This is a genomic window from Paraglaciecola sp. (assembly GCF_051252315.1).
In the GTDB taxonomy this organism is placed as follows: Bacteria; Pseudomonadota; Gammaproteobacteria; order Enterobacterales; family Alteromonadaceae; genus Paraglaciecola.
This window is the reverse complement of record NZ_JBPOFP010000201.1, coordinates 1-4,475: the sequence shown is the minus strand read 5'-3', so window position 1 is coordinate 4,475 and position 4,475 is coordinate 1. Positions and strand designations below refer to the sequence as shown.

At 36.0% G+C, this 4,475-nt stretch carries 5 protein-coding genes; all 5 read left to right on the top strand.

The annotated features are described in order from the left end of the window. Positions 1-216 precede the first annotated feature (216 nt). Complete coding sequence (locus ACSHXM_RS21015) at positions 217-678, top strand: nuclear transport factor 2 family protein (RefSeq protein WP_435692233.1); 462 nt, start codon at positions 217-219, stop codon at positions 676-678. After that, entirely contained in the window at positions 678-1,403 is a 726-nt protein-coding gene (locus ACSHXM_RS21010) for an SDR family NAD(P)-dependent oxidoreductase (protein WP_435692231.1), read from the top strand. The genes ACSHXM_RS21015 and ACSHXM_RS21010 overlap by 1 nt, the downstream gene beginning before the upstream one ends. Then, positions 1,400-2,659 (top strand): NAD(P)/FAD-dependent oxidoreductase, encoded by a 1,260-nt coding sequence (locus tag ACSHXM_RS21005; RefSeq protein WP_435692229.1) that lies wholly within the window; start codon positions 1,400-1,402, stop codon positions 2,657-2,659. Before ACSHXM_RS21010 ends, ACSHXM_RS21005 begins: the two co-directional genes overlap by 4 nt. A 25-nt stretch (positions 2,660-2,684) precedes the next feature. Continuing rightward, on the top strand, positions 2,685-3,455 hold the full coding sequence (locus ACSHXM_RS21000) for a DUF1365 domain-containing protein (protein WP_435692227.1): 771 nt from the start codon (positions 2,685-2,687) through the stop codon (positions 3,453-3,455). Between the two features lie 26 nt (positions 3,456-3,481). Then, positions 3,482-4,475 (top strand): SAM-dependent methyltransferase (locus tag ACSHXM_RS20995; protein ID WP_435692225.1); only part of this gene is annotated, 994 nt, incomplete at its 3' end.

Here is a 4,475-nt window from a genome sequence, read left to right as displayed (position 1 = left end):
GCTTAGATACGCTTATTAATTTGTCCGAAACCAAATCTGTTGAAATAGCTAAATTTTAGGATTTAGCTATTAACTTTTTATTAAGGATGACTTAATTAATTACCCAGAATTTAACCTTGGATAAAAACTTTATTGATCCTTACTATGTATTAGTTCGTATCTAATTGTAACGAACTGAATTATCTACAATTAAGATTAGCTTAAGCGATGGTAAAAATGCAAAACGATCAAATAAATAAGGTAGCTAACACAGATTCTCCATGGTTAAGTAACTTTATGGAAGTCTATCAAGCGTTAACTACAACCAACCTGCATGATCTACAATCTATCTATCATCCAGATATAGTCTTCATCGACCCAATACATAAGATCGAAGGTTTTGAAAACCTTCACAAATACTTTTCCAATCTTTATCAAAATTTATCTTTATGTGAATTTAAAATTCAGAAGGTCATCGAACAAGCTGATGAGGCTGCCATTTATTGGAATATGACATACCAACATAATAAATTGAATAAAGGTAAAAAGGTCGTAGTTGAAGGTTCTTCATTTATCAAAGGTCATGAGGGCAAGGTAATTTACCACAGAGATTATTTAGATCTCGGCGCAATGCTTTATGAACAGATACCATTTTTTGGAACGTTAACAAAGTGGATAAAAGCAAAGGCTCAAAACTAATGACTAGTAAAACCGTGTTAATTACCGGTGGAACCTCAGGCATAGGTTTATCCTTGGCCCAGAAATATATTGAAAATGGTGACAAGGTTATCGTTTGTGGAAGAAATCAGTCCAAACTCAGCGACCTATCAGAAAAAGCGTTTAAAACATGCTTGTTTGACCTAAACAATCCTGATGAGATAAAGACCCAATTCAATGACATTAATTCAATCGACATTGCTATTTTTAATGCGGGGGATTGCCGTTACATCGATGATGCGAAACAATTTGACGGCGAACTTTTCTCTCAAATAATATCAACTAACCTCTCGTCATTAGGCTGGTTATTACAATTTACCTTACCCAAAATGACTAACGGTGGACAAGTTGTTTTCATAAGCTCAAGTGCAACTCTACTCCCCTTTCCCAGAAGCGAAGCATATGGAGCCTCCAAAGCAGGCATGGATTATTTGGCCAATAGTCTTCGTTTAGATTTGCTTAAGGAAAACATAGACGTCACTTTAGTTCACCCAGGGTTTGTTAAAACACCTTTGACAGACAAGAATGACTTCCAAATGCCATTCCTAATAACAAGTGAAAATGCAGCGTCTCGAATTATCAATGGTGTTAACAAACGTAAGAAATACCTACATTTCCCCAAACGTTTAACGCTTATCTTAAAGTTATTTTCCTATTTACCCTTTTCTATTTGGCAATTATTAATCATAAGGAAGTCCAACCCATGAAAAACATTGCAATAATTGGCTCTGGAATTTCCGGTTTAACAGCCGCATATCTACTTGCTAAAAAACATCATGTCACCGTATTTGAAAAAAACTCCCGGATCGGTGGGCACACGGCGACCGTAGATGTGGATAAAGATGGCAAAGCCTATTCAATAGATACCGGCTTTATCGTATTCAATGATAAAACTTATCCTAATTTTTTATCTTTATTGTCTGAAATAGGCATAGGAAGGCAAGCTACTGAAATGAGTTTTTCGGTTCACAACTGCCAAACGGGCCTCGAATACAATGGCCACAACTTAGATACCCTCTTTGCACAAAGACGTAATTTATTGAGACCAAGCTTCTGGGGGTTAGTGAAAGAAATACTTAGATTCAACAAACTCTGCAAAAATATATTAGAATCACAGAATTATCATAGTGGCCTCACGCTTGGAGAGTTTTTAACCGAAAACAACTTCAGTGATTTTTTTAGTGAGCATTACATTTTACCTATGGGAGCAGCAATTTGGTCTAGCTCTTTAGCCGAAATGGAAGACTTTGAGTTTAAGTTTTTTGTTCAATTTTTTCACAATCACGGCTTATTAAATATTGCTGACCGACCACAATGGTATGTGATCCCTAACGGATCTCGTAGTTACTTAACACCTTTAACTAAAACGTTTAAAAATAGTATTAAACTTAATTCAAATATAAAAAATATTGAACGTAACGATGGCCAAATTCAGATTCATTTTAATGATGCGCCTAGTGAAACCTTCGATGAAGTCGTAATTGCTTGTCATTCTGATGAAGCTTTGAGTCTACTAAGTCATCCGTCAGACGACGAAAAAGAAATTTTGGGCGCCATGCCATATAGCCAAAACTCAGTGATTCTCCATACCGACGAGTCGCTATTACCTCATAAAGAAAAAGCGTGGGCCAGCTGGAATTACCAACTTAGTCAAGATAGAAATAAGGCGGCAAGTGTTACCTATAATATGAATATCTTGCAAGGCATTAAAAGCCCGCACACATTTTGTGTCACCTTAAATCAAAAAGAAGCGATTGATCCTAAATTAATTCTTAGAGAGTTTACGTATCACCATCCAATATTTTCAAGTTCTTCAATAAAGGCCCAACAACAACGAGATAAAATATGTGGCGTCAAGCACACACACTATGCTGGTGCTTATTGGCACAGTGGGTTCCATGAAGATGGTGTAAAAAGTGCGGTTGAAGTAGCAAAACGCTTTGATTGTTTTTTAGATAAATAACAATAAATAAAGTGATGGGTTAAAAATGAAAACAAGGTTTAACCAAAGCAATATCTATTTAGGCAATATTATTCACAGACGCTTTTCTCCTAAGAAACACAGCTTCGATTATCGACTTTATATGTTAGCGCTAGATGTCTCAGAAATAGAAAATAACAAAGAAGGCATTGGCTTATTCGGATTCTCTTGGTTTCATCCCCTACGTTTTGTAGAAAAAGATTATTTGAGAGGTGAACCAAACGGACTTAAGAAACGTATAACCAACAAAGTAAGCCAATTAAACGGCTATGCCGATATAGACAAGGTAATAATGCTAGTTCAGGTAAGGTGTTTTGGTTTGTATTTTAGTCCAGCTAATTTTTACTTCTGTTATGACAAAAATGGATCTTGCACTCAGATGTTAGCAGAGGTGAGTAATACCCCCTGGAACGAGAGACATTACTACTTAGTCGACCTTCTGAGTGACAAAGAAAAGGTGAATAAAAAGAACTTCCAAGTGTCCCCTTTTATGGATTTAGATATGTCATATTTTTGGAACATTAAAGCTCCTGACAACGGCAGTACACTATTAATAAATATTGAAAACAAACGCATCAATCCAACTGATGGTAACGAAGAGAAATTATTCGATGCCTGTTTGAAAATGACCAAACAGGCTTTTAATAAAAGAAATATTTTTCGCGTTTGGTGTTATTTACCCATTATGACCCTAAAGATTGTCGCCAGTATTTATTGGCAAGCATTAAGGCTATTCATTAAACGTATCCCATTTATTGGATACCAATCAGCAAATTAATTTAGAGATAAAGATAGGAGTATTGCATGGAACATGTTGCAAGTTTTAGTACACCAAAAGAATCGACTTGGATAAATAAACGTTGCCGTGCGTTTGTTCATACCATTCTTGAATCTCTAACCTATGGCCAAGTAGAAATTGTAGAGGACAACAAACACTTCTTATTTCCGCAAAAAGCATGCAAAGACATGATTAAAGGACACATACTTGTGCATGATATCAGCCTTTATCAAGACTTTTTGCAGGGGGGCAGTATTGGCGTAGCTGAAGCCTTTATAGACGGAAAATGGAGTAGCCCTAACCTAACTAATGTCATTCGCATTTTTGCAAAAGCCCAACAACAAATCGACACATTAGAAGCGAAAAGAACTTGGAAAAACAAAATTAAAAATATGCTTTTTCATTGGAAGAACAGAAACACACAATCAGGATCTAAACGTAACATTTTAGCCCACTATGATTTGGGAAATGAATTATACACGCGCTTCTTAGATCCTAAAATGATGTATTCATCTGCTATATATCCAAACGAAACCAGTACTTTAGATGAAGCCCAGTCATATAAACTTCAAACTATTTGTGAACGACTGTCACTTAAATCCGCAGATCACCTTTTAGAAATTGGTACAGGTTGGGGAGGGTTAGCAATTTATGCAGCTCAACATTACGGATGTAAAGTTACTACAACGACGATTTCTGATGCTCAATTTGCCTATGCACACGCACAGGTACTTAAATTAGGTCTAGAAGATCAAATAACCTTGCTCAAGGACGACTACCGAGATTTAACAGGAAAATACGACAAAGTTGTTTCCATTGAAATGATAGAAGCAGTGGGTTATAAATTTTTACCTAGCTTCTTTCAACAGTGTAACGACAGATTAAAGCCAGGTGGGAAGGTATTGATACAAGCTATCACCATAGCGGATCAACGCTTTGAGTATTACAAAAACAATGTTGATTTTATTCAAAAATATATTTTTCCGGGAGGATTTTTGCCTTCAGTTAATACCCTAAGTC

Bases quoted from the DNA above. Each gene is read 5' to 3' on its own strand.
- ACSHXM_RS21005 (WP_435692229.1), top strand. From the start codon at position 1,400: ATGAAAAACATTGCAATAATTGGCTCTGGAATTTCCGGTTTAACAGCC.
- ACSHXM_RS21000 (WP_435692227.1), top strand. From the start codon at position 2,685: ATGAAAACAAGGTTTAACCAAAGCAATATCTATTTAGGCAATATTATT.
- ACSHXM_RS21010 (WP_435692231.1), top strand. From the start codon at position 678: ATGACTAGTAAAACCGTGTTAATTACCGGTGGAACCTCAGGCATAGGT.
- ACSHXM_RS21015 (WP_435692233.1), top strand. From the start codon at position 217: ATGCAAAACGATCAAATAAATAAGGTAGCTAACACAGATTCTCCATGG.